The 24,821-nt window shown below is 69.2% G+C and carries 24 protein-coding genes; 8 read left to right on the top strand and 16 right to left on the bottom strand.

Going from position 1 to position 24,821, the window contains the following annotated elements; all coding sequences use genetic code 11:
- The first annotated feature begins 36 nt into the window (after nt 1-36).
- Genes ACQHIV_RS04510 through ACQHIV_RS04500 form a run of 3 tightly spaced genes read left to right on the top strand, consistent with a single transcriptional unit; the run spans nt 37 to nt 2,361 of the window.
- A complete protein-coding gene (locus ACQHIV_RS04510; RefSeq protein WP_427891943.1) occupies nt 37-1,224 on the top strand; it encodes a CE1758 family FMN-dependent luciferase-like monooxygenase in 1,188 nt (395 codons plus the stop codon).
- A 1-nt stretch (nt 1,225) separates the two neighbouring features.
- On the top strand, nt 1,226-1,687 hold the full coding sequence (locus tag ACQHIV_RS04505; RefSeq protein WP_427891941.1) for a MarR family winged helix-turn-helix transcriptional regulator: 462 nt from the start codon (nt 1,226-1,228) through the stop codon (nt 1,685-1,687).
- Complete coding sequence (locus ACQHIV_RS04500) at nt 1,684-2,361, top strand: CE1759 family FMN reductase (RefSeq protein WP_427891939.1); 678 nt, start codon at nt 1,684-1,686, stop codon at nt 2,359-2,361. Before ACQHIV_RS04505 ends, ACQHIV_RS04500 begins: the two co-directional genes overlap by 4 nt.
- Nucleotides 2,362-2,373: 12 nt before the next feature.
- Here the strand turns inward: ACQHIV_RS04500 and ACQHIV_RS04495 are convergent, their stop codons facing one another.
- A complete protein-coding gene (locus ACQHIV_RS04495; protein ID WP_427891938.1) occupies nt 2,374-2,733 on the bottom strand; it encodes a hypothetical protein in 360 nt (119 codons plus the stop codon).
- Nucleotides 2,734-3,210: 477 nt separating this feature from the next.
- Here ACQHIV_RS04495 and ACQHIV_RS04490 point away from each other — a divergent pair, with 477 nt between their 5' ends.
- The 3 genes from ACQHIV_RS04490 to ACQHIV_RS04480 all read left to right on the top strand — a co-directional run bounded on the left by ACQHIV_RS04490 (nt 3,211) and on the right by ACQHIV_RS04480 (nt 6,121).
- Entirely contained in the window at nt 3,211-4,671 is a 1,461-nt protein-coding gene (locus ACQHIV_RS04490) for an ArnT family glycosyltransferase (protein WP_427891936.1), read from the top strand.
- A complete protein-coding gene (locus tag ACQHIV_RS04485) occupies nt 4,632-5,204 on the top strand; it encodes a hypothetical protein (RefSeq protein WP_427891934.1) in 573 nt (190 codons plus the stop codon). The genes ACQHIV_RS04490 and ACQHIV_RS04485 overlap by 40 nt, the downstream gene beginning before the upstream one ends.
- Nucleotides 5,205-5,644: 440 nt before the next feature.
- The gene (locus ACQHIV_RS04480; protein WP_427891932.1) at nt 5,645-6,121 is read left to right on the top strand and encodes an NUDIX hydrolase; all 477 of its coding nucleotides are present in this window, start codon (nt 5,645-5,647) and stop codon (nt 6,119-6,121) included.
- Between the two features lie 40 nt (nt 6,122-6,161).
- Here ACQHIV_RS04480 and ACQHIV_RS04475 read toward each other — a convergent pair whose 3' ends face one another.
- Nucleotides 6,162-6,902 carry a hypothetical protein gene (locus ACQHIV_RS04475; protein ID WP_427891931.1) on the bottom strand — a complete coding sequence of 247 codons (741 nt, stop codon included), beginning with the start codon at nt 6,900-6,902 and terminating at the stop codon, nt 6,162-6,164.
- A 60-nt stretch (nt 6,903-6,962) separates the two neighbouring features.
- On the bottom strand, nt 6,963-8,366 hold the full coding sequence (locus tag ACQHIV_RS04470) for a dihydrolipoyl dehydrogenase family protein (RefSeq protein ID WP_427891930.1): 1,404 nt from the start codon (nt 8,364-8,366) through the stop codon (nt 6,963-6,965).
- A 129-nt stretch (nt 8,367-8,495) separates the two neighbouring features.
- On the opposite strand from ACQHIV_RS04470, the gene ACQHIV_RS04465 reads away from it, so the two are divergent.
- Nucleotides 8,496-9,350 (top strand): SDR family oxidoreductase, encoded by an 855-nt coding sequence (locus ACQHIV_RS04465; protein ID WP_427891929.1) that lies wholly within the window; start codon nt 8,496-8,498, stop codon nt 9,348-9,350.
- Nucleotides 9,351-9,395: 45 nt separating this feature from the next.
- Here the strand turns inward: ACQHIV_RS04465 and ACQHIV_RS04460 are convergent, their stop codons facing one another.
- The 3 genes from ACQHIV_RS04460 to ACQHIV_RS04450 all read right to left on the bottom strand — a co-directional run bounded on the left by ACQHIV_RS04460 (nt 9,396) and on the right by ACQHIV_RS04450 (nt 11,500).
- A complete protein-coding gene (locus tag ACQHIV_RS04460; RefSeq protein WP_427891927.1) occupies nt 9,396-9,935 on the bottom strand; it encodes a GNAT family N-acetyltransferase in 540 nt (179 codons plus the stop codon).
- Between the two features lie 96 nt (nt 9,936-10,031).
- The gene (locus ACQHIV_RS04455) at nt 10,032-10,796 is read right to left on the bottom strand and encodes an N-acetylmannosamine-6-phosphate 2-epimerase (protein ID WP_427891926.1); all 765 of its coding nucleotides are present in this window, start codon (nt 10,794-10,796) and stop codon (nt 10,032-10,034) included.
- Entirely contained in the window at nt 10,778-11,500 is a 723-nt protein-coding gene (locus ACQHIV_RS04450; RefSeq protein WP_427891924.1) for an ROK family protein, read from the bottom strand. The genes ACQHIV_RS04455 and ACQHIV_RS04450 overlap by 19 nt, the downstream gene beginning before the upstream one ends.
- An 80-nt stretch (nt 11,501-11,580) precedes the next feature.
- On the opposite strand from ACQHIV_RS04450, the gene ACQHIV_RS04445 reads away from it, so the two are divergent.
- A complete protein-coding gene (locus ACQHIV_RS04445; protein ID WP_427891922.1) occupies nt 11,581-11,763 on the top strand; it encodes a hypothetical protein in 183 nt (60 codons plus the stop codon).
- Here ACQHIV_RS04445 and ACQHIV_RS04440 read toward each other — a convergent pair.
- The 10 genes from ACQHIV_RS04440 to ACQHIV_RS04395 are packed head-to-tail and all read right to left on the bottom strand — an operon-like array spanning nt 11,752 to nt 24,618.
- Nucleotides 11,752-13,074, bottom strand: a complete 1,323-nt coding sequence (locus ACQHIV_RS04440; RefSeq protein ID WP_427891920.1) for an NtaA/DmoA family FMN-dependent monooxygenase — start codon at nt 13,072-13,074, stop codon at nt 11,752-11,754. The genes ACQHIV_RS04445 and ACQHIV_RS04440 overlap by 12 nt on opposite strands.
- Entirely contained in the window at nt 13,071-14,327 is a 1,257-nt protein-coding gene (locus ACQHIV_RS04435) for an LLM class flavin-dependent oxidoreductase (RefSeq protein WP_427891918.1), read from the bottom strand. The genes ACQHIV_RS04440 and ACQHIV_RS04435 overlap by 4 nt, the downstream gene beginning before the upstream one ends.
- Nucleotides 14,324-15,334 carry an aldo/keto reductase gene (locus ACQHIV_RS04430; RefSeq protein WP_427891916.1) on the bottom strand — a complete coding sequence of 337 codons (1,011 nt, stop codon included), beginning with the start codon at nt 15,332-15,334 and terminating at the stop codon, nt 14,324-14,326. The genes ACQHIV_RS04435 and ACQHIV_RS04430 overlap by 4 nt, the downstream gene beginning before the upstream one ends.
- A 1-nt stretch (nt 15,335) precedes the next feature.
- Complete coding sequence (locus tag ACQHIV_RS04425; protein ID WP_427891914.1) at nt 15,336-16,376, bottom strand: aldo/keto reductase; 1,041 nt, start codon at nt 16,374-16,376, stop codon at nt 15,336-15,338.
- A 10-nt stretch (nt 16,377-16,386) separates the two neighbouring features.
- Nucleotides 16,387-18,141, bottom strand: coding sequence for a hypothetical protein (locus ACQHIV_RS04420; RefSeq protein ID WP_427891913.1), 1,755 nt, complete (start codon nt 18,139-18,141; stop codon nt 16,387-16,389).
- Nucleotides 18,138-19,682 carry an LLM class flavin-dependent oxidoreductase gene (locus tag ACQHIV_RS04415; protein WP_427891911.1) on the bottom strand — a complete coding sequence of 515 codons (1,545 nt, stop codon included), beginning with the start codon at nt 19,680-19,682 and terminating at the stop codon, nt 18,138-18,140. The genes ACQHIV_RS04420 and ACQHIV_RS04415 overlap by 4 nt, the downstream gene beginning before the upstream one ends.
- Complete coding sequence (locus tag ACQHIV_RS04410; RefSeq protein ID WP_427891909.1) at nt 19,679-20,917, bottom strand: LLM class flavin-dependent oxidoreductase; 1,239 nt, start codon at nt 20,915-20,917, stop codon at nt 19,679-19,681. The genes ACQHIV_RS04415 and ACQHIV_RS04410 overlap by 4 nt, the downstream gene beginning before the upstream one ends.
- The gene (locus ACQHIV_RS04405) at nt 20,907-22,199 is read right to left on the bottom strand and encodes an acyl-CoA dehydrogenase family protein (protein WP_427891907.1); all 1,293 of its coding nucleotides are present in this window, start codon (nt 22,197-22,199) and stop codon (nt 20,907-20,909) included. Before ACQHIV_RS04405 ends, ACQHIV_RS04410 begins: the two co-directional genes overlap by 11 nt.
- Complete coding sequence (locus tag ACQHIV_RS04400; protein ID WP_427891905.1) at nt 22,196-23,812, bottom strand: dipeptide ABC transporter ATP-binding protein; 1,617 nt, start codon at nt 23,810-23,812, stop codon at nt 22,196-22,198. The genes ACQHIV_RS04405 and ACQHIV_RS04400 overlap by 4 nt, the downstream gene beginning before the upstream one ends.
- A complete protein-coding gene (locus ACQHIV_RS04395; RefSeq protein ID WP_427891904.1) occupies nt 23,809-24,618 on the bottom strand; it encodes an ABC transporter permease in 810 nt (269 codons plus the stop codon). Before ACQHIV_RS04395 ends, ACQHIV_RS04400 begins: the two co-directional genes overlap by 4 nt.
- Between the last annotated feature and the right edge of the window lie 203 nt (nt 24,619-24,821).

Raw genomic sequence — 24,821 nt, 5'->3', positions numbered from 1 at the left:
GTCATATAGTTGACTGGCTGTCGACAGGAGGGCGTCATGCAGTTCGGGATCTTTTCGGTCGGTGACATCGCGCCGGACCCGGTGACCGGGTACACGTACAGTGAGGCGGAGCGGATCGACAACATCATCCGGATCGCCGAGCGGGCCGATCAGGTGGGCCTGGACGTGTTCGCGCTCGGTGAGCACCACAACCCGCCGTTCGTGCCGTCGTCGCCGACGACCCTGCTCGGGCACATCGCGGCGCGGACGCAGCAGATCATGCTGAGTACGTCGGTCACGCTGATGACCACGAACGACCCGGTGAAGATCGCCGAGGACTACGCGATGCTGCAGCACGTCGCGAAGGGCCGGCTCGATCTGATGGTCGGCCGCGGCAACACCGTGCCGGTCTACCCGTGGTTCGGTAAGGACATCCGTCAGGGGGTCGCGCTCGCGCTGGAGAACTACAACCTGCTACACCGACTGTGGCGTGAGGACGTCGTCGACTGGGAAGGCCGGTTCCGTACGCCGTTGCAGGGCTTCACGTCCACGCCGCGCCCGCTGGACGACGTACCGCCGTTCGTCTGGCACGGCTCGATCCGTACGCCGGAGATCGCCGAGCAGGCCGCGTTCTACGGCAACGGCTTCTTCGCCAACCACATCCTGGCGCCGAACTTCCACTTCAAGCCGCTCGTCGACCTGTACCGCAAGCGCTACGCGCACTACGGCCACGGAACGCCCGAGCAGGCGATCGTCGGGCTCGGCGGGATGTCGTTCATCGCGAAGCGCTCCCAGGACGCGATCGACGCGTTCCGGCCGTACTTCGAGAACTACCCGGTGTTCCGCGGATCCCGGCTCGAGGACCAAATGGCCGCCACGCCGATCACGGTCGGCAGCCCGCAGCAGGTGATCGACAAGGTGCTCACGTTCCAGGAAGGCTTCGGCGACTACCAGCGGCAACTGTTCGCACTCGACGGTCTGGCGCTGCCGGTGGAAACCGCGCTGGAGCAGATCGAGTTGCTCGGTACCGAGGTCGTCCCGGTGCTCCGCAAGGAAATGGAGGCCCGCCGCGCGCCCGGCGTACCGGACGCACCGACCCACGAGTCGCTGGTGATCGCGAAGTACGGCGACGCCGCACCGCGCCGGCCGCGACCGAACCCGAACCGCGGCGACAACCTGTCCGGCACCTCGCCGTACCAGGACAGCAACCCCGACGTCGAGGCGAACTTCCCGGCGGCCTTCTGACATGGAGAACACGTCGCGCCTGGCCAACCAGGCCTGGGAAGCACTGCTTCGCGCCGAGTCGACCCTGGCCCGCGAGTACGAGCACGAGGGCGAATGGGACGACCTGCTCCCCCGGGAGTACGGCGTCCTGTACGCCCTCGCCCGGGCCCGCGACGGCCTGCGCATCATCGACCTCTGCGCCGACGCCCTGCTGACCCAGGCCGGCGTGTCCCGCCTGGTCGCGCGCCTCGAACGCCGCGGCCTGGTCGAACGCACCGGCGACCCGCACGACGGCCGCGCCTCACGGATCCGGCTCACCCCCGACGGCCGCGACGTACGCCGCCGCGTCGGCCGCAACCACGGCCGGCACGTCAACACCGCGATGACCCGCGCCCTCTCCCCCGAACAACTCACCACCCTCCGAGACCTCTGCCTCGCCCTCACCGAGGCCGCCACCACACGGCCGGACAGGAACCCGCAATGAACCCGCTGACCATCGCCGTCATCACGGCCGGCACCAGCGACCCCTCCTCGACGAAACTCCTCGCCGACCGCATCGCCCAGAAGACCGTCGACGTACTGCGCACCGACGACCGCCAGGTCTCCGTCACCGTCATCGACCTCGCCCCGATCGCGGTGCAGATCGCCCAGTCCCTCGTCCGCGGATTCCCCGACCAGACAGTCCAGAACGCCATCGACCGGCTCGCCGCCGCGGACGCAATCATCGCCAGCACCCCGGTCTACAAGGCCGCCGCGTCCGGACTGTTCAAATCCTTCGTCGACCTGATCGACAACGACCTGCTCGTCGCCAAACCCGTCATCCTCGCCGCAACCGGCGGCACCGCACGCCACGCGATGGTCCCCGACGACCAACTCCGCCCCCTGTTCGCGTTCCTCCGCGCGATCCCGGTCCCCACCTCGCTCTACGCCGCCCCCGAAGACTGGGGCGACCCCGACCTCACCAAACGCATCACCCGCGCCGCGAACGAACTCGCCGTACTCATCCGCAGCGGCGCCCCCGACCAGATCGCCGACGGCAACTGGGACGGCTACCAGCACCAGTTCGCCGGCAACGCCACCCGCGCCGACCACACCGCCGACGACCTCGACTTCACCACCGACCTCATGCGCCTCGCCGCCGGCGGCAGCTCACGATGAGACCTGAGTGGCTCAGCGCAGTTCCGCCATCCTGCGGCGGGCCGCGGTCAGACTGACGGCGGCCCGCTCCAGGTGGGCGTAGGCCTCATCGAGGTCCCGGTCGGCCGCCTCGACGTACTCCGCCGGCGTCAATCCGCCCGAGTCGTCCGGTTCGCCGGCAGGCCCCCACTTCACCGCCGCGCCGTACCGCACCAACCGGAACGACCGCATCAGCTGCGCCGCCGCCGACATCAACGAGCGCAACTCATGAAGATCTGACACCACCACTGTGGCATCCACCCGATCGTCGGGCCGTCGCCTGGCCACGTCCACGGCCCGCACCAGACCGGCATACGCGCCTTGCAGCGCCGTCGTCACCTCGTTGCCCTCCATCGACCGCACTCCCCTCCTCGTTACCGGTTGCCTACCGCAGCCGCACGACCTGTGGCAATGCGTAACTCGTTGAAGGTAGTACTTCGTTACCTGGAGACCCGATCGCCCGCCGGCACGCCGGCCGTCGGCGGCGGAGACAGTACGAAGAAGGTTGCCGCCAGCAAGTAGTCTTTCGCCGACAGCCGGCTGGTGCTTGTTCACGGTGCTGTTCACGCAGACCTGGTCCTCACCAAAGCCCTCACCGCGGCAGGGTTCGGGGCAGGCCGAAGCGTTCCATCATCGGGAGCTCGAAGCGGATGATCTCGTGGACGCGGTCTCCGGCCAGGGTCAGTACGAAGAAGCCGTTGGCCCGCCAGATGCCGGTGGTGGCGTCGAGGGCGTACGAGCTGTAGGCCGGCTGGCCGTTCGCTCGGGGTTGCCCGGGGCCGGCGAACGGGGGTCAATGTGAAGATCGTCCGTGGATGGAAGGAGTGAACGGTGCCGGAGTACCTCGCGGGTTACCCGGCCACGAACAGGGAAGTGCCCGCGATCGCCTGGCGAGGACTCGTCCCGCCCCTCGTGCTGGTCGTGACGCTGCTGTCGGTGTTCAGCAATCGGTACGGCTTCGAGCGTGACGAACTCTACTTCTCGATGCTCAAGCCCGCCTGGGGGTACGTCGACCAGCCGCCGCTGGTGCCCCTCCTCTCGCACGCGCTCGCCTCGATGACCGGCGGCGGGCCGTGGCTGCTTCGCGTCCCCGCGACGCTGTGCGCCGCCGGATGCCTGCTGATCACCACCCTGATCGCCCGGGAACTCGGCGGCGGCACGAAGGCTCAGACCTGGACGGCATGGGGTATGGCGACAACGTCCGCGGTCATCGTGTTCGGCCACGTGTTCCTGACCTCGACGCCAGATCTCGTCTTCTGGCCCGCGGCCTGTCTCTGCGTACTTCGGGCCGAGCTGCGGATGCAGCCACGCTGGTGGCTCGCCGCCGGGGCGGTCGCGGGCATTGCGACGTACAACAAACTTCTGATCGGTGTGCCGATCGTTGGGATCGCCCTCGGTCTTGCGCTCGTCGGCCCACGCCGGCGGCTTTCCTCGCCCTACCTTTGGGGAGCGACGGTTCTCGCACTGCTGCTCGCGGCTCCCAATATCGTCTACCAGGTGGTCAACGGCTGGCCCGAACTGGACATGGGACGCGCCCTCGCCGACCACAACGCCGCCGACGTACGTACCTCGATGTGGTTCTTGCTCGTGGTGCTGCTGGGGCCCCCGATGGTGGTGATCTGGCTGGCCGGTCTGCGGGCGCTGGCGCGGGACGTCCGTGTCCGCTTCCTCGTCGTGGCGTTCATCGTCCTGGTCGCGTTCACCTTCGTCGCCGGCACCCAGGCGTACTATCCGATCTTCCTGCTGCCCGTGCCGTTCGCCGCGGGGATCGTCGCGATGGAAAGGCACCTGGGCCGGATATGGGCCGCTTTGTTCGTCCTCAACGGGGCGGTGTCGGCGGCGATCGGCCTCCCGCTGGCCTCCGCGACGTCGGTTGGTGCAACGCCCATCCCGTCGATCAACCAGACAGTGCCCGACTCGGTCGGCTGGCCGACGTACGTCGCTGAGATCGCGGAGGTCTACGACAACACTTCCCGCGGTGGGGACGCGGTCGTGGTGACCTCCAACTACGGCGAGGCCGGGGCAGTCGCGCGCTATCGTCCCGACGTCCCGGTCTACAGCGCCCAGAACGCGCTCCACGACCAGGCCCGGCCGGCAGACGACGTGACCACCGTGGTGTTCGTGGGTGGCGAACTCGACCTGGCTCGAACGGCATTCACCTGCCACGTGGTCACGCACCTCGACAACCGCGTCGGCGTCGACAACGAGGAACAAGGACAGCCCGTCGCCGTCTGCGAAGCACCACGACTGCCATGGGCCAAGATCTGGGCGCTCTTGCGGCATCTGGACTGAGCCGAAAAGGTCTCGGCAGAGCCGACCTCGGACCGGGCGCTTCATTTGTTGCAGCGGGCAACGATAAGGTCGCCTGGACCACCGGATGCGACCCGTACGGCGCAGGTACCTGCAGGCTGCACCGCCGATCGATCAGCACCGGCGCAACCACCAACTACCGGTTTCCCCGCCGGGCCGACGGCGCCATCGTCAGCCCGGATGGAAACCTGCTGGCGTTCCGCCTCGAACGCGCGACGACGGACCCGCGGTACGACGCGGCCCATCCGGCCCCACCCAGCGACATCGCGATCATTCGCCTCGACACCGGCCGGGTCGAGACCGTGCCCGGCCTGGAGATCCCCGCGAAGACCTCCCCCGGTTTGGCGTTCTCCGCGGACAGTCGCTGGCTCGCGATCGCGCTCGACGCCGGGGACCATGTCAGGCTTCTCGCCTGGCGATCCGGGCTCGCGCTCCCGTTCGAGACGACGCCGATCCCGGGTCAGGTCCTCGGATCGCCCGCGCTCACCCCGGCTCTGCGACCCACGCACCGATAGCTACGAGGTTGTCGTGGTCGGCCAACTCAAACCTCGCGACGCCTTCATGCGCGCTTCGTGGCTGCAGCATCACCCACCGCCAGTCCCTGGTTGCAACAACCTGCAATATGCCACCAGGGGTCGGTGTTTCCTTCCAAATCGGCGCTCGGACTGGCAACATCCGAGCTGTAGCTCGGGGTCTGTCACGGAAGGAAGTGTGGTGGGCGAGGTAGGGCCTGGCGGCTCAGGTAACCGGCTGCTGGGGACCGCGTTCCTGGCGTTCCTGGTCGTGTTGCTCGCGGCAACCGTCGCAATCACCTTATGGGGTACCCGCTCGTGAAGCACTCGCGCAGCGATTCCTGACGGCCCCGAGCCGTAGCCCGGTCGGCGGGCCTGCAGGGCTACTATCTGCAGAGCTTCCACCGCGTCTGGGATGACGCGGCCCTAATGACGGAGACGTGATGGCCGGGCGAATCGACTACTACGACGATCCGGACGCGCCGGCCGCCAACAGCATGGTCCCGTCGGTGAACGTCGTGATCGAGAACGACGCGGGCGAGATCCTGATGATCGAACGCTCCGACAACGGCAACTGGGCACTCCCCGGCGGAGCCATCGACCTCGGCGAATCGATGTCGCAAGCCGGCGTACGCGAAACCAAGGAAGAGACCGGCATCGCCTGCGAGATCCTCGACGTCCTCGGCATCTACACCGACCCCAAACACATCATCCTCTACACCAGCAACGGCGAAGCCCGCCAAGAGTTCTCGATCCTCCTCCACGGACGCGCAACGGGCGGTACACCGACGCCCAGCAGCGAAAGCACCCGGGTCCGCTGGATCCCACAATCCGAACTCAACGACCTCCAGATGAACTCGACCATGCGTCGCCGCATCGACCACTACCTCGAGCCGGGCGCAACGCTCTACTTCGACTAACTGGAGCGGACCGATCAGCGGGAAGACAACTTCGCCACCATTAACCGGGCAGAACCTCGAGGGGAAGACCGTCCGCCTGGAGCAGGACGCGCGCGCCCAGGGGCGTGGAGAGTCTGGCGATGACCAGCCGTCCGACTGCGACCATGGGAATCACCTCGACACCCGGATGCGGCATGTGCTCGATCATGAGCAGTACGGCCGTGCGGGACTCGAGTACGGCGGACACCCGGACGTCGGTGTAGGCCGGCGGCGAACCGTACACCGTCACCCTGATCGTTCGTTCGCCATCGACCAGAACGGCGGGCGGAAGGTGACGCACCCCGCCGCGATACACGGAATCAAGGCCAGGCGGCCACCACATGGTTGCCTCCACCTGCGGGTCCAGCGCGAGCATCGCCGGGAATCCCCTCCCCTCGGACTTCGGATCAGGCGCATGCCCAGGCCGGAACCTCGTGCCCTTGAACTCCACGCGGTACGCCGGAAGCGGCCGGTGCCCACGATCCGTGCGGAACTCCGGGTACACCCGCCGAACCGACCTCACCTCGACCGGATCGGACTGCTGCTGCTCCGGAAATGCCGGTTGCAGCGCCTCCAGCAGCCACGACGGCATCTCGACCTCCGACACCACCGGCGCATTCCGCAAGACAACGGTCTTGTCCTCAACCATCGGGCCCCCGCCCGGGCCGATCGCGGACCCCATCAACACGATCGGCCGCGGCTGCCGGCCAACCGGGAATCCGTCCCACAACGCAAGCGCCTCATCGGGCCGCACCGTCCTCACCGTTCAAGAGTCCCACCAGCGGCACCAAGACTGCGCGTTTGATGACCCGACCCCCCGCTCCTAGGGGTGGTGCGGCTCGTCGCCTAGGGTGTCGAACAGCAGGTTGAGGCCCTCGGCCATCGTCGGATGGGTCAGTACGGCGTCCCGAACGGTTTGGTACGGCAGCCCCCCGAGCATCGCCAACTGGACGGCCGAGATGACCTCTCCGGCGTTGTGGCCCAGCAGCGCCGCGCCGAGGATCTGGTCCGTCTCGGCATCGACCACCGCCTTCCAGACGCCGATCCGGTCATGAATCGTCTTCGCGCGCGGGATCGCCGACACGGGAATCTTCGCGACCGTCACCTGGTGCCCGGCGGCGCGCGCCTCGGCCTCGGTCAGGCCGACCCGAGCCAGTTCCGGAGTCACGAACACGGTGTACGGAACGAGCCGTCCGGCCGTCGACGCGTCCCGGCCGGTCAGGTTGGCCCGCAGAATACGGAAGTCGTTCCACGACGCGTGGGTGAACTGCGGACTGCCGGCCACGTCTCCAGCGGCCCAGACATGCTCAGCACTGGTGCGAAGGTGATCGTCGACCTGTACGAACCCACGCGCGGTCAGCTCAACCCCCGCAGCATCGAGCCCGAGGTCGGCGGTGACCGGAGTTCGTCCGGTGGCAACCAGCAACTCGTCGCCCGTCACCGACGACCCGTCCTCCAAGGTGACCGAGACCGGTCCGTGGCTCGGCTCGCGACGTACTGCGGTGGCCCGCACACCCGTTCGTACGTCGACGCCCTGGTCAACGAGGATCTCGGAGACGGCGCCCGCGATGTCGGCGTCCTCGCGAGGAAGCACCTGCCCCGAACCCTGCAGCAGTACAACTCTCGTACCGAAGAGCGCGAACATCGAGGCGAACTCGCACCCCACGTAGCCGCCGCCCAGGATCAGCAGCGTACGTGGAAGCCTCTCGAGGCGCAGGATCGTCTCGGACGTCCACACCTCCGACTCGGCGACACCCGGCAGATCCGGTACGGCCGGCGTGGTGCCGGCGTTGACCACGACATCCTTGCCGCGAACTGTCCGGGTGCCACCGTCCTGGGTCGTGATCCGGACGGTTCTCGGCGCGACGAACCGGGCTGTTCCCATCACGAAGTCCATGCCGGAATCGGTGAACAGCGTCCGGTGCGCGTCCACCATCCCGCCGACGACCGACTCCTTGTGGCGGCGCAGCGCAGCGAGCGACACCATCGGCTCGCTGTCGAGTTCCACACCCATCACGTCGGCATCCCTCGCCACCACCATCGTGCGCGCGGACTCGACCAGCGACTTGGTCGGGATGCACGCGACGTTGATACAGGTGCCCCCGATCTTGTCCCGTTCCACCATCACCACGGACCAGCCCGCCTTGGCCCGGTCCATCGCCAACGACTTGCCGGCCTTACCCCCGCCGACAACCAGCAGATCCACGTCCTCGGGCACGTCAGCCACGCCTCCTTCGGGACCACGACTGTCCCGATAGTAGGTCCGGATCGAGCCGCTGCTGTTAAGGTCGTTACCCACGAGTAGCTCTCTACCCTCCGAGGAGCGAGTCATGATCCGGCACCTGGGCAGCCCGCAGTGCGCGATCACGGCAGGCCGGCGGTGAAGGTGTCGCGGCCCGCCGGGGCCGTCGTCACCGGCGCAGGCCGCGGACTCGGCCGGCAGCTCGCCCGGCTGCTCGTTGAGCGCGGGCACACGGTCCTGCTCACCGACGTCGACGCGGAGGCCGCGAAGACGGCTGCCGCGGAGTTGGGCGAGCGTGCGGTTCCTTACGTTCTCGACGTACGGGACGGCGCGCAGCTCGCCGCGGCCCGGGACGAGATCGTGGAACGAGCAGGTCGTCTGGACGTATGGGTCAACAACGCCGGCATTCTGCGGACCGGTCCGGCGTGGGAACAGGACGAGCACACCCGGCGGTTCATGATCGAGGTCAACGCACTCGGCACCATGAACGGCACCGTCGCAGCGATCGAGGCGATGCGCTCGTACGGCGGACACGTCGTGAACATCGTGTCGCTCGGCGGACTCACAGCGGTGCCGGGCGAGGCGGTCTACGCGGCCTCCAAGCACGCCGCGATCGGCTTCAGCCTCAGCACCCTCGCCGACCTGCGGATCGCAGGCATCAGGAACATCGACATCTCGTGCATCTGCCCGGACGGCATGTGGACCCCGATGCTGCACGACAAGCTCGACGACCCGGCGTCCGCGCTGTCGTTCTCCGGCAAACTCCTGCAGCCGGAGGAGGTCGTGGCCGCCGTCGCGAAGGTCCTGGACAAGCCACGCCCGGTGACGTCGGTGCCGGCCTGGCGCGGCCTACAGGTCCGGCTGGCCGATGCCGCGCCCCGATTCGGACTCCGCGCCCTCCCACTCGCCGTCGCCCACGGCCGCCGCGCCCAGCGCAAGCTCCGCGCCCGAGTCGACACGCAGCACTGAACTGCCCACCCTCCCCTACCTCAGGCTCGAAGCCTCCTCAGTCCGTTAGGCGCTTGTACGACGCGTGATTCGGTACAACACGTTCGGGCGCAGAGGTCCGTCGGGTTCGGTGGGGTCGTCGAAGTCGTCGGCCGGGTCGTAGGTCATGCCGATCCGGCGCATCACCGCTTGCGAGCGGAGGTTGCCGGCCGTCGTCACGGCAAGGATCTCGGGGAGTTCGAGCGTGTCGAAGCCGAAGGCCAAGGCGGCCAGGGCTGCCTCGGTCGCGTAACCCTGACCCCAGGCCGAACGAGCCAGCCTCCAACCGATCTCCACGCCTGTGAACGGCATGCCGTCATCCACCGCATCCAAACCCGCAAAGCCGATGAACTCGCGCGTGGCCTGCACCTGAACTGCCCACCATCCGTACCCACGCTGGTCGAATTCGACCTGGAACTGCGCGACCGAAGCATCGCTCTGTTCGCGGGTGAGCAGATCGCCCAGGTGCTCCCGGACCTCGGGATCGGCGTTCATCGCCGCCCACGGCTCAAGGTCGGAGTCTTGCCATCGCCGGAGCACGAGCCGATCGGTGCGCAGTTCAACCATGCTGCCCAGCCAACGTGAGCGACGCCCCCGAGGCAATCCATTTTCCTCGGCCTGTGAGGGGGATCGCGAGCTGAAATGGAGAGTTGGCCGCCGACGCTACCGGGAGGACTTGGGCAACCCAATGGTCGACGGGACAGCAGTCGTCTGCCTGAAGGTCGTTCTCGGGTGAGATTGCCGTACGGAGTCGGCGAACCACGTGGTGATGGTGGTGGGGTGGGTGATCGCGGTGCCCACCACGACGGCGTGGGCGCCGGCGTCGAGGGCGGTTCGGGCTTGGGCCGGGGTGTGGACGCGGCCCTCGGCGATGACGGGGCGGTCGAGTTCGCGGGCGAAGGCGGCGACGAGAGCCAGGTCGGGTCCGTCGGTCTTGGCGGTGTCATCTGTGTCATCGGTGTAGCCGGACAACGTCGTACCGATCAGGTCCGCGCCGGCCGCGGCCGCGGCGAGGCCGTCGGTGCGGCAGGAGCAGTCGGCCATCGCGAGGGCGCCGGCGGCGTGGATCGCGGCGATCGAGTCGGCGACGGACGAACCGTCGGGCCGGGGGCGGAGCGTGCCGTCGATGGCGACGATCTCGCAGCCGGTGCGCGCCACGGCGATCGCGTGCTCGACGGTCAGCGTGATGACCACACCCGTCGTGCCGTCCTTCCAGAGGCCGATCAGAGGCTGGTCGATCACCGGGCGGATCGCCACCAGGTCGGCGATCCCCTGAGCGCGGATCCCGATGGCGCCACCGAGCATGCAGGCCTGGGCGATCCGGCGCATCGTGTCCGGGTCACGCATCGGCTCTCCCGGATAGGCCTGGACGGACACGACCAGCCCGCCCTTCAACGCCTCGACGACACTCATCCGAGCTCCTTCCATGCCAGCCTGGCCGCACCGATCAGCGCGGCGTCCGAACCGAGGGCAGCGGGTACGACGGGAATATCGCGCAGCGGCGGCAGGAGCTCCGCGCGCAGTGACTGCTCCATCGGAGCCCACCAGCGTTCACCGGCACCGACGACCCCGCCGCCAATGACGACGACCGATGGATCCAGCAGGTTCACCGCTCCTCCGACCGCACAGCCGAGCGCACGCGCTCCGGAGTCGAGGGCCACGATCGCCGACTCCGACCCGGCTTCCGCGAGTACGGCGACCTCTGCCAGCGAGCTCAGGCGCATGCCGGTACGCCGGTTGTGCGCCGAGACCATCGCGGGACCCGCGGCGACCGCCTCGACGTGGCCTGATCCGCCGCACACGCACCGCAGGCCGCCGGCGTGCGGGACCGGCAGGTGGCCGAAGTGCCCCGCGACGCTCCGTTCACCGTGCCAGATCTTGCCCTCGATGACGATCGAGGCTCCGATGCCGGTGCCGACAGCAACAAAGAAGGCACTACTCGCCTTCGACGCCGCCCCGAGCCAGGCCTCTCCGGCAGCATGCGCGTGCACATCGTTGTCAACAGCAACAACAGCGATACCGGTCAGCCGGCTCAGGGCGACGCGTAGCGGGACGCCGGCCCAGCCCCGCAGGACTTCCGTCGACGCGAGCACGCATCCCGTGTCCGGGTCGATGATCCCGGCTGCCGACACCGAGTACGGCGCCCTGGGCGGGGCGGCTCCACGTCTTCTCGGCCGCGGCGGGGGTCAGCTTCGGGATCCCGGTCGGGGACGTGCAGAGCCTGGCGACCGGCATCCCGCGGTTGGTCGACGCGATCGGCCGTGACCTGTTCCTGGAGGACCAGCACCTCCCGGCGCCCGCAGCGACTCCGGTTCCACCGAAACCGGAGTCGCTGCGGGCGGTGTACGAGAAGGCAATCTGGCAACCCAGAGACCTGGTGCCGTCACAGCACTGAAGCGCGGGTCGCGGCCGCTCTGGTGCGATCCCACGACGGTACGCCGAGACGTTGACGGAGCGTGGTGTCGGGCGGGGGCGGGGTGAAGAGGTTGCGGTCGACGAGGAGCGGGACGACCTGACGGGCGAAGCGTTCGAAGTCGACCGAGGTGTCGGCGTACATGATCGTGAAGCCGTCGGCGGTGCCGGCGCGCCACCAGGATTCCAGGTCGTCGGCGATCTGCTCGGCCGTGCCGATCACGAGGCGGTGGCCGCTGCCGGGTGCTAGACGGGCGAGCTCTCGCGCGGACAGCGGGCGCTCGGCGAGTAGCGCCCGGGTGCTGACCTGGAAGCCGACCGATCCGGCCTCGGCCACCGGGACGTGCGGGAGGTCGTCGATCCGGATCGGCTCGTCGAGGTCTCGCTCGGGTAGGCCCAGGCTGGTGAGGACGCCGCGCGCCAGGTCGTCGATCGGCAATGTGCCGTACAACTCATCGGCCCGTCGGCGGGCGTCGTCCTCGGTCTCGCCGACGAGAACGATGACGCCGAGCGAGACCTTCACGTCGTCCTGCCCACGCCCGGCGGCGACGGCACGGCGACGGATCTCGTCCCGGAAGTCGACGGCCTTGGTCTGCGTCTGCGCGACTGTGAAGATGACGTCGGCCAGTTCCGCGCCGAGTTTCAGGCCGCCCTCGGAGCCGCCGGCCTGCACGACCACGGGATGGTCGCCGGGCACCGGTAGCGGTCCGGCGACCGAGAAGAACTCACCGTGGTGGTCGGCCGGATGGATCCGCGCGGGATCGGCGTACCGGCCGGTCCGCTTGTCGGCGATGATCGCGCCGCGCTCCCAGCTGTCCCACAACCGGCGTACGACGGTCAGGAACTCGTATGCCCGCCGGTACCGGGTCTCCTTGGCCATCGGCTCGGTCAACCCGAAGTTCGCCGCCGCGGTTGGGGCGTAGGTGGTGACGAGGTTGACCGCGGCGCGGCCCTTGGTGACGATGTCTAGCGCCTGGAAGCGACGCGCCAGATTGTATGGCGAGTTGTAGCTGGTCGAACTGGTGATCAGTACGCCGACGCGTTCGGTCACCGCCGCCAGGTGTCCGAGCAGGATCAGCGGATCGATGCCGGTACCCGGGTTGGTACCGACCTCCGGACCGAGCGCCGGCGCGTCGCCGAGGAAGATCGCGTCGAGGCCTACCTCGTCGGCGAGCTGTGCGAGTCCGCGGAAGTAGTCGATGTCGAGGTACGCGCGAGGGTCCGCGTCCGGTAGCCGCCACGCGCTCCGGAAGTGTCCGGGGGTCATGAGTGAGGCGATCAGGTGGAAGGTCATCGTGGCTGCTCCCAGCCGAGCAGGCCGGCGACTTCCGTTGCTGCCTGCAACAATCGGAGGTGCTCGTCCACCGGCGGTACGCCGGGTACGAAGCTCACCAGGAGATCGGTCACGTGTTCGAGGGCCGGGTCGGCGGCGAGCGACTCGGCGATTCCCTCCGGAGGTCCGAGCAGTGCGTTGTCCCGTTCGAGGAACTCCTCGACCGTCAGCTCGGGCAGGCCCTGGCGCGACGCGATCCACGATTGCCAGCGGCTCGCTCCTGGCGCTACCGCGGCGACGGCCGCGGCACGATCCGGATGCGGATAGATCGCCCGCGACACCTGCACCCGCGGCGTTGTCCCGGGTCGCCCGACGGCATCCCCGTCCCTGTGCCCGTGCCCGTCCCCGTCCCGGTGCCCGTCCCCGTCCCCGTGCCCGTGCCCGTCTGTGTGCCCGTCCGCGTCCCCGTCCGCGTGCCTGTTCGTGTGCCCGTCCGCGTCCCCGTCCGCGTCCGTGTGCCCGTTCGTGTGCCCGTTCGTGTGCCCTTTCGTGTGGGCGGCGGCGTGCGCGGCGGCGTGTGCGGTCCGGAAGGCCGCGACTATCTCCGCCTGACGCTCCGGCGTCTGCTGCCGGTTGAACGACGTTGCACGCGAGAGTTGCAGACCGTCACCCGCGCGGCCGGCCGCCTGGGCGGAGGCGATCGCGACCGCTGGGTCGGAGGACGTCGCCTGCCACAATCGCCCTCGCAGACCGCGAGCCGGTGGATGGAGTACTTCGCCGAGGCTGTTCACCGGATGGCCGGAAAGCAAGCGGTGCAGGCTCGTCACGCGGTCGTCGTACAGCGTGTGGCGATCCGCGAGGTCCTTGCCGAAGGCTTCCCAGGCGCCGGGGAACGGGCCGGAGCCGACACCGAGCTGCAGCCTGCCGCCGCTGAGTTCGTCGAGGGTCGCGGCCGCCTCCGCGACGACGAGCGGGTCCTCCAGCGGCAGAACGTACACGCCGGTGCCGAGGTGGATCCGGGTGGTGTGCTCGGCGATCGCGGCCAGCAGTACGAGCGGCGCCGAGACGTGCTCGTTGCCCTGCCGGAAGTGCCGGTGGATGACCCAGCCGGAGTCGTACCCGAGCTCCTCGGCGGCCCGGAACAGCTCGATCGCCTGCCGGTACGCGTCCGCCGGCGCACTGTCGTTGTCCAGATGCAGCAGAAACCCAAGCCGGAACGGCCGCCCGTCCCCCACCCCGGCCCCGATCCGGCTGGCGGCCACGACCTCGCTCACAGCTTAAGCCCGGTGCCGTGGACGCCGTGCTCGTCCACGATGGCCAGCTCTTCGTCGGTCAGCGCCGGGAAGCTCAACGCCTGCAGATTGTGGTCCAGCTGCGCGGTGGAGCTGGCCCCGATCAGCGCGGACGTGACCTCGTCCCGGCGCAGGACCCACTGCAGCGCGAGCTGCGCGAGGGACTGCCCGCGGGACTCGGCCAGCTTGTTGAGTTCCGTCGTACGACGTCTGTAGGTCTCGTCGATGACGTCGGGTGACAGGAACGTGCTGTTCTTCGCACGTGCCCCGTCGGGAATGCTGTCGAGGTACTTGTCGGTCAGCAGACCCTGAGCGAGCGGGCTGTAGACGATGACACCGAACCCGTCCCGGTTCGCGGTCTCCAACAGACCGTTCTGCTCCGGACGGCGGTCGTAGATCGAGTACCGGGTCTGGTGGATCAGCAGCGGTACGCCGGCCTCGCGCAGCAGCTCCACGGCCGCATGAGCCCGGTCCGGCAGGTAGTTGCTGATGCCGACGTACAGTGCCTTGCCCTGCTGTACGGCGCTGACCAACGCGCCGACGCTCTCCTCCAGCGGCGTCTCCAGATCCGGGCTGTGGTGATAGAAGATGTCCACGTAGTCGGTGCCGAGGTCGCGCAGACTGTGCTCGAGCGACGTCAGGATCGACTTCCGCGAACCCCCTTTCAGATAAGGGCTCGGGCCGATCGGGTTGCCGGCCTTCGTGGACAGGATCAGCTCGTCACGGTACGACGCCAGATCCGACGCGAGCACCCGCCCGAAGTTCGCCTGCGCGGCGCGGTGCGGCGGGCCGTAGCGGTCCGCGTTGTCGAAGTGGCTGATGCCGAGGTCGAATGCGTGCAGGATGATCTCGCGCTGCGTCTCGTACGCGTAGTCGGTGCCGAATTTCTGCCAGAGGCCGAAGGACACGGCGGGGAGGACGAGCCCCGAGGAACCGGTCCGGCGGTAGGGCAGGGTCTCGTATCTCGCTGGGTCGGCGCTGTAGGTCATCTCATACCTCTCGGTGGCGGAGGGCGGCTGGTTGCAGGGACGGGGTGTCGCGACCGGTGTCGCGTTCCAGGAACTGGGTGCCCGGATCGACGATCTCGTCGATGCGGTCGAGGAGCTCGTCGTTGAGCTGTACGTCGACCGCCCGCAGGTAGGCATCCAGGTGCTCCCCCGTCCGCGGTCCGATGATCACGCTGCTGACGGCCGGGTGGTTCAGCGCGAACGCGATCGCGAGCTCGACCAGTGTCAGGTCGTTGTCCTCGGCAAGTTTCGCGAGTGCGTCGGCGGCGGCCAGTTTGCGCTGGTTGCGATCCAGCGAGATGTCGAAGCGGCCGGCGATGAGGTCCGCGCGCGCCGACTCCGGCTGCTCTCCGCCGAGACGATACTTGCCGGACAACCACCCTGCCGCGAGCGGGCCGTAGCTGAGCACGCCGACGCCGTACTTCCGGACGACGGGAAACACTTCCCGCTCCACGCCTCGGACCAGCAGCGAGTACGGCACCTGCTCGGTGTGCGGCGCGATCAGCCCGTGCTTCTCCGCGAGCCAGTGCGCCTCGACCAACTGGTGGGCCGGGAAGACCGAGGTGCCGTAGTACCGGATCTTGCCGGCGCGAACCAGACCGTCGAGGGTCTGCAACGTCTCCAGCAGGTCGGTGTGCGGATCGGGTCGATGCGCTTGGTAGAGGTCTAGATAGTCGGTGCCGAGACGGCGCAGACTGTTCTCCACCGCCTGGGTGATCCACCGTCGGCTGTTGCCCGCGTGCTGTGGGTTGCCTCCTACCTGGCCGTGGAACTTCGTCGCCAGGAACAGGTCCTCGCGGCGGATCGACGCCGACGCGATCGCCTTGCCGACGATCTCCTCGGAACGCCCGTTGCCGTAGACGTCGGCCGTGTCGAGAACTGTCACCCCGGTGTCGATCGCGGCGTGGATGATCGGGATGCTGTCGTCTTCGGTCGCCCAGCGGCCGAAGTTCATCGTACCGAGCGTGAGCGGCGGTACCAGGACACCGGTCCGGCCAAGGCGGCGGTTGGGGTCGAGTGCCATGCGGATCCTTTCAGAACAGTCCGGACGTGGGCGGCTCGTCACCTGTCAGATGGAAGCCGCCGACGACCGCGGCCTTCCAGTTGCGCGGGTTGTGATTGGCAACGGTCCGCGCGTTCCGCCAGTGCCGGTCGAGCGCCGTACCACGATCCGTCGCCGAACCACCCCCGACGTCGAACACAAGCTCCCCCGCCCGCAACGCCGCCTCCACCGCGACGTACTGCGCCTGCGCCACCGCCACCGCCGCCCGAGCCCCCGCAACACGCACCGGATCGGCCGGGATGTCTGCAGCAGGCGCACCAGAGACGAGCGCGGCGCGGCCAGCACCCAGTTCGCGGGCGGGTACGGCGCCGCCGACCCCCAGCTCGTAGGCGGATGCAGCCCCGGCGGCGCCCTGCTCGGCAGCGGAAGCGCCACGGCCCGCCGCCGCCCCGCGGAGGGCCGCGGTCGGGACCGCACCCGGTTCGCGGGCGGGTACGGCGCCGCCGGCGCCCAGTCCGTGAGCGGGTGCGCCGCGGTCACCGCCCGGCAGGTGGTCAGGTGCGGCGTTGCCGGCCGCCGCTTCGTGGGCGGATGTTCCGGCGGCCTCCTCTTGGCCGGATACGGGTCCGACGGCCGCCGACTCGTAAAGGTCGGCGGTCGGGACCGCGCCCAGTTCGCGGGCGGATGCGGCTCCGGACGCGCCCACTTCGGGAGCAGCGGCGCCACGGCCCGCCGCCGGGCCCTGGAGAGCGCCGGTCGGGACCGCGCCCAACTCGCGGAAGGACGCGGAACCGCCAGCATCCTGCTCAGGAGCAGCGGCGCCTCGGCCCGCCGCCGGGCCCTGGAGAGCGCCGGTTGGGACTGCGCCGAGTTCTTCGGCGGCGAGTAGGACGACGGCTCGGGCGGCGTTTGCTCGGGCGGCGATCTCGCCGATGACGTGGCGTACGTACGGATCGTCGACGGCGCGGTCCGCCGTGCTGTGCTTGATCGGTCGTGCCTTCTCCCGGGCGAACTCGACCGCGTCGTCCAGTGCGGCGCCGGCGATGCCGGCCTCGATCGACGCGAGGTACAACTGCGCGAACGAACCCTGCCAGGGGTTCCGCGGTGGCGCCTCGTCGGCGCGGATCAGCTCGTCAGGATAGACCCGTACGTCGTTCAGCCGGGTGGTCCCGCTCGCTGTCAGCCGCTGCCCGATCGCGTCGAAGTCGTCGAGCCGCTCCACGCCCTCCCGGTCAGTTGGAATCGTGAAGCGGACGATCTTGCCGTCCTCGTCGGTCGCCGTACCCCCGAACCACTGCGCGAACAGGCCGCCGGTCGAGTAGTACTTCGCGCCGCTGATCACCTGTCCGTCGCCCTTGCGCAGCAGTCTCGTCGCGACCGCACCCGCGGCGCCGCCGCGTTCGTTGGCCGTACCAGCGAACAGGTCGCCGTTCCGCAGTCGCTCCAGTGTCCGATCCCGGTGCGGCAGATCCCGTCGTGCGATCACACTCGCGGCGGTCAGGAAACTCGAGCGAAGCGCCTGCGCGACGTTCGAGTCGGCGCGCCCGATCGCGATGACCAACTCCACGACGTCACGCAACGTCCCGCCCGCACCCCCGTCCTCGACCGCAACACCGATCAGCGTGATCCGCTGCTCGGCCAGTGCCCGAACCTCCTCGAACGGATAGTCCCGAGTACCTTCCCGCTCCCGCGCCGCCGCAGCAAGCCGCTCCAACACCGGAGCAACCCCCGCCCGGATCCCGTCAACGGTCAGCCGCTGGGTAGCAGGCGATGCGATGGCCGTCATGCCGTCCCCTCCCGTCCAACGCCAACGGAACTCCGCTCACCATCCGCCGCCCCAGGCAGCACTTCCCCTTCTGCGTCTTGCGTTGCATCCAGTGCCGTGTCCCGCAAGCCCTCCCGCCCTGCACCCTGCACCGCAGCCGGCACCGCTCCCGGCCCCGGATCCTGCACCGCGTCCTGCGCGGAGTCCTGCTCTGTTCCCCGCTCCGGGCCGGGCAGCGCGCCCTGCGCGGGAACCTGCGCGGAGTCCTGCACCGCGTCCTGCGCGGAGTCCTGCACCGCGTCGTGCGCGGGGCCCTGCGCGGCGCTCTGCGCCGTTTCCCCCTCCGAGCCTGGCAGCGCGGGGTCCTGCGCCGTTCCGCGCTCCGGGCCGGGCAGCGCGCCCTGCGCGGGATCCTGCGCAGAGTCCGGCGCAGAGTCCGGCGCAGAGTCCGGCGCAGAGTCCGGCGCAGAGTCCGGCGCAGAGTCCGGCGCAGAGTCCGGCGCAGAGTCCGGCGCAGAGTCCGGCGCAGAGTCCGGCGCCGTTGCCTGCTCCGGGACCGGCAGCCGGCCCGGTGTCGCGGTCGGTGTTACGACTGTTCCTGCGTCCGGTGGGTCTGCGACGGGCGCGACCGGTGTGAGGCCCAGCGCCTCTCGAAGGCTGCGGGTCGAGCCTGGGGCGACGAGTCTCGACACGGTGCTCTCGATCAGTGTGAGGAACTCGTGGAATGTGCCGTTCAGCGTCAGCACCAGGCCGTCCAGGGATTGGCTGGTCACCTGGTCGTGGAGCCAGTCGGCGTCGATGCCCGGTGGGACCTGGATTCGGCCGAGCAAGGCGACCTCACCGCGCGTGCGGCCGCGTCGTTCCAGCTCGGTCGTCAGGGCGGCGTCGGCGAGCGGGGCGGCCGCGATGTCGACGATCACCGCGTCCGCATGCCCGACGACGCAGGCGATCTCGGCAGCGTCGGTGACCGCCGCGACCTGTACCGGCCGGCCCTGCACCGACGACGGACCGTCCAGCGCCCCCGCCACTCGATAGAAGCGCCCGTCGAACCCCGCGGGCCGGATCAGCTCGTCGCGAACGAAGATTCCCGCCTCCTGATCCCCGACCAGCGCCTCGGACGGGAACGAGTCCCACAGCCGCCGCAGGATCTCGGCGTACTCACACCAGCGCTCCTTCGAATCACTAGCCGCCGCATCGGGTACGACGGCGTCGGTCACCTCGTCGCCCTCCCCCGGCCGCAGCACGAGTCCCGCACGACCGCCGGTCGCCCGGTCGATCGACAAGATCCGCCGAGCCAGGTTGTACGGCGCATGATGCGACGTCGGCACGTCCGCGAGGTACCCGAGCACCGACGTACGCCCGGCCAGGAACGACACCACCACCGTCGGATCAAGGACAGCGAAACCCGGCACCGCGTCGAGCAACCGCAGCCCGGCAACTCCGGCCGCCTCGGCCACCTGCGCGATCCGGACCGCGTCGGACAAGCTGCCCACCAAGGGCGAATCGGGCCCGCGCCGGTCGGCGTCGATCAGCTGCCCGACGCCCAACTCCAACACGATCATCGCGCCGCCTCCAAAGGACCCCACACACCGCGCGGCACGTCCGGTACGCCGAGACCGAGGTGGTCGCGCAACGTCGTACCGGCGTACTCGTGCCGGAACAGCCCGCGCCGCCGCAACTCCGGAACGACCTGCTCGACGAAGTGGTCGAATCCCGACGGCAGTACGTCGGGCATCACGTTGAAGCCGTCCGCGGCGCCCGCGTGGAACCAGCGCTCGATGTCGTCGGCGATCTGCTCCGGTGTGCCGACGACGATCCGGTGACCACCGCCGCCGCTCAGCTTCTTCAGCAACTGCCGCAGCGTCGGGTTCTCGCGGTCGATGATGCCCTTGACCATCCGGTAGAAGGTCTGCGATCCACCAGCAGCATCCGGTTCGACCAGCAACTCGGCAGGGATCGGCTTGTCGTCGTCCAACCCGTCCAACGAGAAACCCAACTGCCCAGCCAGCCGCCCACGCGCGTACGCGTCGGGCAGCACCTCGTCCAGCAATTCCCGTCGTTGTCTCGCCTCCGCCTCGGTACTGCCGACGACGGTCGACAGCCCTGGGAGTACGACGACCTCCTCGGGCCGGCGTCCGAAGTCCGCGGCACCGAGCCGGATCTCGTCGCGGAACGCACGCGCATGCTCGCGGTCCTGATCGGCGGAGAAGATCACCTCGCCGATCCGCGAGGCCAGCCGGCGCCCGTCGCTCGACCCGCCGGCCTGCACCACCACCGGCCGGCCTTGCGGGGACCTGTGTTCGGTACGTTCCGCCCAGGTCCCGACGACCTGTTCGACGAAGTCGGCCGCCCGGCGATACCTGAGCGCGTGGTCCGGCTCACCGTCCCGTCCGAAGTTGCTGGCGGCAACCGGTCCGGCGGTGGTGACGACGTTCCAGCCGACGCGACCGCCGGAGGCGTAGTCGAGGTCGGCGACTCTGCGGGCCAGCTCGGCAGGATCGTTGTACGACGACGACAGCGTGCCGATCAACCCGATCCGCTCGGTCTGCGCCGCGATCCGCGCGAGTACCGTCGTCGGCTCGAGGTTGTTGCCGGGACGGTGCCGGACCTGCGGGTCGAGTACTGGTCCGTCGGCGAGGAAGACCGCGTCCAGTTGCGCGGCCTCGGCCTTCTTCGCGATCTCGGTGTAGTGGTCGATCGTGTAGCTCGCGGTCGCGTCGGTGCCCGGGAAGCGCCAGGATCCGCCGAAGACGCCGGCGTTCAGGATGTTCACGTTCAGATGCAGTTCACGACTCATGGTTGTCCTTCCGATCGACGAGCACACGGTCGAACGAGCTGTCCGGTGGGGTGCCGTTGACGAGATAGGCGCCGATCACCCGCGGTTTGTAGACGACCGGGTTGTGGGAGGCGAGTGTGCGGGCGTTACGCCAGTGCCGGTCGAGGTGCGTACGCTCCCGGACGGCCGACGAACCGCCGGCGTTGAAGGCGATCGTCGCGGCGTCGAGGACCGCCTCGATGATCGCGACCTGTGCGGCGGACACGTCGGCGAAGTTCGCGGCGTACGCCTCCCGGGTGCCGGCGGTGTTGGCCGCTTCCAGTCCCTCCGCGGCCAGCCGCAGCAACGTGTCCGCCGTCAGTGACCGGGCGTGGAGCGTGCCGATGACGGCGAGCACCTCCGGGTCTGCGGTCGCCTCGGTCGACAGCGCGTGCAGGCTCGTCCGCTGCCGAGAACGTACGAGCGTGATGGTCTCTTCACGGATGCTGCGGGCGATCCCGGCGAGGTTCGCCAGGTGCACGATCTGGAAGAAGGCGGGCAGCGATCGCAGCGCCTCGCGGACCAGTCCCAGCCGGCCGTGTTCGGCAACCGGGACCGCTTCGAAGTACGTCGTACCGCTGCCTGTCAGGCGCTGCCCGACGCCGTCCCAGTCGTCCGCGTGGACGACCCCGTCGTGCCGCGCCGGTACGACGGCGAACGCCCGCTGCCCGTCCTCGTCGAGCACCGCGACCCGGATGTAGTCCGCGAACAGCGACCCGGTCGAGTAGAACTTGGTGCCCGAGACAACCAACTGTCCGTCGATCCTGTGCAGCCGAGTGGTGATCTCGAACCCGGTGCCGGCTCTTGCGGCATCCGTCCGAACGGCCCCGTTCTTGCCGGCATCCGCCCGAGCGGCTCCGGCCGGCTCGGACTGCGCGTTGCCGAAGACCGCTCCGGCGGCGATCCGCCGGAGCCAGTACGCGGCGCTCTCCGGGTCGTCGCTGTTGCGCAGGATCTCGATGGCCGAGAAGTGCCCGCGGAGGATCTGCGGCACGTTCGAGTCGGCGGCGCCGGCCTCGGCCAGCAGGTCGAACAACGTCGGCAGGTCGACACCGTACCCGCCGTACTCGACCGGAACCCGCAACCGCCCGAATCCCGCGTCCGCGAGTTCGCGCACCAGCTCGAACGGGTGGGTGCGAGTCAGGTCCCGCTCTCCGGCTCCCTCGGCCAAGCGGGCGAAGACGTCACGGAACCCGGGCAACGCCTCCGCCAGCGTCGGCGGACCCGTAACAGCAACTCGAGAGGATGTCGCTGAACCGCTCATGATGCTCCCTTCCCCGCGCCGGCAAGGTCTTTCCCGGCGACGGCGCTGAGCAGTTGGACTGTGTAGTCGGCTGTTGGCGCTGTGAAGACCTGCTCGGCGTCGCCCTGTTCGACGATGCGGCCGCGGTGCATCACGGCGACCTGGTCCGAGATGGCTCGTACGACGGCAAGGTCATGCGAGATGAACACGTACGTCAGCCCCAGCCGTTCCTGCAGGTCACGCAACAGTTCGAGGATCTGCGCCTGGACCGATACGTCGAGCGCCGAGATCGGTTCGTCGAGTACGACGATCCGCGGTTCGAGCACGAGTGCACGCGCGATCGCGATCCGCTGCCGCTGGCCGCCGGACAGCTCGCGGGGATGCCGATCCACGAAGTCCCCCGGCAACGCCGCGGCCTCCAGCGCGGCGACCACGCGGTCCTCGTGAGTACGGCGATTACGTCGCGGCGGCCATCGCCTGCCAGGCGTGAACGACTGCAGGGGTTCGGACACGACGTCGTATACGTCGAACCGAGGATCGAACGACGAGTACGGGTTCTGGAAGACGATCTGTATGTCGCGGCGCAGCGGACGGAAATCGCCCCGGGAGAGCCCGGTGATCTCCGTTCCCAGCAGGTGCACGCTGCCCCCGGTCGCCGGGGTCAAGCCGGTCAGCACTCGCGCCGTGGTGGACTTCCCGCTGCCCGACTCCCCGACGATCGCCAGCGTCCGTCCCGCCTCGACGGTGAACGACACGTCGTCCACCGCGACGAACCCGTCGTACTCCTTCCGCAGGTTCCGAACCTCGATCACCGGCTCCGCAGGCGCAGGGCGTTCGCGGGTGAACTCCAGGCGTGACGGGACGCTCGCCAGCAACTGCTGCGTATACGGGTGTTGTGGGTTGTCCAGCACCTCGCGCGCCGGCCCGAGCTCGACCAGCTCGCCGCGCCACATGACGCCGATCAGATCCGCCCGGTCCGACGCCACGCCGAGGTCGTGCGTGATCAGCACGACCGCCGTACCGGTCCGGGCACGAAGGTCGTCGATCAGGTCAAGCACCTGGGCCTGCACCGTCACGTCGAGCCCCGAGGTCGGCTCGTCCGCGATGATCAGGTCCGGCTCGGCGGCAACCGCCGCGGCGACGAGCACCCGCTGGCGCATGCCTCCGGACAACTCGTGCGGGTATTGACGGTACCGCTGCTCGACATCGGTGAAGCCGACCAGCTCGAGCAGCGCGAGGACCTTCGCACGCCGCTGCGGTGCATCCAGGTCGCTGTGCAGCCGCAGTACGTCCTCGATCTGGTGGCCGATCCGGCGGACCGGATCGAGCGAGACCATCGGGTCCTGCGGGATCAGGCTGATCGACGTACCCAGCAATTCACGCAGCTTGCGGGCAGGGAGGTCGTGGATCGGCTCACCGCGATACCGGATGGAGCCGCCGGCTACTACCGCGTTGTCCGCGAGCAACCCGAGAATCGCGTGGCCTGTCGTGGTCTTGCCCGAGCCCGACTCACCTACCAATGCCAGAACCTGTCCCGGGCCCACCTCGAACGCCACACCGTCGACGGCCCGAGTGACCCCATGCTTAAGGCGATAGTCGACGCTCAGATTGTCGACACTCAACAACTCGCTCATGCGTGCCGCCTTCCCGACAGGTGATGCGAGAGGTGGTTCGTCGCCAGGACAACGGCGACCACGGTCAGCCCCGGCCACAGGGTCAGGTAGCCGCGGGTCGCGATGTAGTTGCGTCCGTCCGCGACCATCCGGCCCCACTCCGGATCCGGCGGCTGGGCGCCCAGCCCGAGGAAACTCAGCGAGGCGATCCAGATGATCGCGATCCCGAACTGCACGGTGATCAACGCGACCGTCGGCGCGATCGAGTTCGGCAGTACGTGCCGGAGCAGGATCGAGTACGTCGACGCGCCACTCGTCACCGCGGCGTCGACGTAGTTGCTCGCGCGGGCCCGCAGTACCTCCGCCCGGATCAGCCGCGCGAACGTCGCGGACGACGTCAACCCCACCGCGACCGCGGCCTGCACGATCCCGAACCCCAGCAGCACCACGATGGTGATCGCGAACAGGAACCCCGGAATCGACAGCAGTACGTCGATCAGCCGCATCACCACGTTGTCGACCACGCCACCGAACCAGCCGGCCAATGCCCCGACGAGGGATCCCACCACCACGCCCACGAGCACCGCGATCGCCGATCCGCTCAGCGAGGCACGCGCACCGTAGACCAGCCGGGCGAACTGGTCCCGCCCCAACTGATCCGTCCCGATCCAGTGCGCACCGGACGGCGGCTGCAACTTGCCGGCCGGATCAACCTGCGTCGGTCCGTACGCCGTGAACAACCCCGGCACCACCGCCCAGAGCAGCACCAGCACCACCACCGCACCCGCCAGCAACAAACTCCAATGCCCACCAACCCACCGCAACACCACCGCTGCACTCGCCGAACTGCGCGGCCGCGCGCCGGACTCAGATTCCCCGGTGGCCCCTGCACCGCGCTGTGGTGCAGGCCCTTCGGAGCCTCGCAGGGCGCCCCGCGCGCCGTCGCCTCCGGCGCCTGACCTACCATCGCGGACGCCGACGGCCCCACCTCCCTTCCCAACATCACGGGTGCCGACGGCATCCCCACGTC

The organism is Kribbella polygonati (assembly GCF_050320105.1).
Taxonomy (GTDB): domain Bacteria; phylum Actinomycetota; class Actinomycetes; order Propionibacteriales; family Kribbellaceae; genus Kribbella.
Note: the sequence above shows the minus strand (reverse complement) of the source record. Positions and strands in the feature narration are given on the sequence as shown.